Source organism: Pseudoruegeria sp. HB172150, assembly GCF_013184805.1.
Taxonomy (GTDB): domain Bacteria; phylum Pseudomonadota; class Alphaproteobacteria; order Rhodobacterales; family Rhodobacteraceae; genus Psychromarinibacter.
Genome location: NZ_JAATNG010000017.1, coordinates 1 through 1,110 on the forward strand (window position 1 = coordinate 1; position 1,110 = coordinate 1,110).

At 54.3% G+C, this 1,110-nt stretch carries 1 pseudogene; it reads right to left on the reverse strand.

Annotated elements, in window-relative coordinates:
• Positions 1–1,110, reverse strand: a pseudogene (locus tag HCO70_RS24530) (hypothetical protein); the annotation flags it as partial.

Consider the following 1,110-nt stretch of genomic DNA (forward strand, 5'->3'; position numbering starts at 1 on the left):
GAAGGCGTACACATCCCGACTCAAGTCCTCATATGCACCGCCAGTGCCACCGGCTCCCCACAACGTATCATTTCCGACCCCGCCCGACAGAAAGTCGGCGCCCCATCCGCCGATCAGAAGGTCATCGCCCGCGCCGGCCCAGATTTGATCGTTTCCATCTTCACCTCGTATACTGCATGAGGTCGTATAGTAGTCATATTCTGAGCTCCCGTGAGGAGTTGTAAAGTTAAACTCATCGGCACCATTCCTTAAATAAAATGACTCTATATTGCTGAATCTGTTTATAGACTTGTCTCCACCAGCTACGTCATGTGAGCTGGTAAGAAATAGCCCGTCATTTGAAGAGCTCGCAAGAAGAACGTCGTACCCCTCCCCACCGTCAATTACGTCGCCATACAAAAAAGGGTAATTTTGTGTAGAGCTACCGATAGCGTTTGCCAGTACCAATCCATCGGACGAAACTAGATCATAGTTGTAGCTGTAGAATGTCGTCCTGATTATGCCATCACCCTGTTCACTGAAAATGCTAGGTATGGTGATGAGGTCATTTCCCGCTCCCACCTCGAGCCAAGTGTATACTTGTCCCGTTGGAAGTGTGTAGTTGTCATCATCGTCGGTGCCGATGACTCGCTCATCAGTCGGGATCGTTCCTGTCGCGGTAACAGTGACATTGTCGCTGTCTGTCACGGACAGCGCGAACGTCTTGTCCGCTATAATGGCAAGGTCACCATCGATCTCGAAGGAGAGTGTCACCTCGGTTTCGCCTGCGGCGAAGTCGATGGTGCCGGAAGGCAGCACATCTGCGAGGAAATCGCTGGCAACGACCGGGTTGTCCCCGCTACCGATGGTTTCGTAGCTCATGCTCATCGCACCGGTCGAGTTCCGGCTGATTGTGAAACTGATCGTGCACGTGTCTGTTAGCAACGCCCTTTGGGAATAGGCGTCGGATATTGACAGCCCGTCGCCGTCGACAACCGTGACGCTGACGGCCTGGGTGGTGGAATTCCCCGCGCCGTCGCTGGCCACGACCTCGAACTCGTAGACGTTGTCGCCATCGGTATCCGCCGGGGCCTCGTAATCCGGCGCGCTGACGAAGCTCACCTCCCCGGT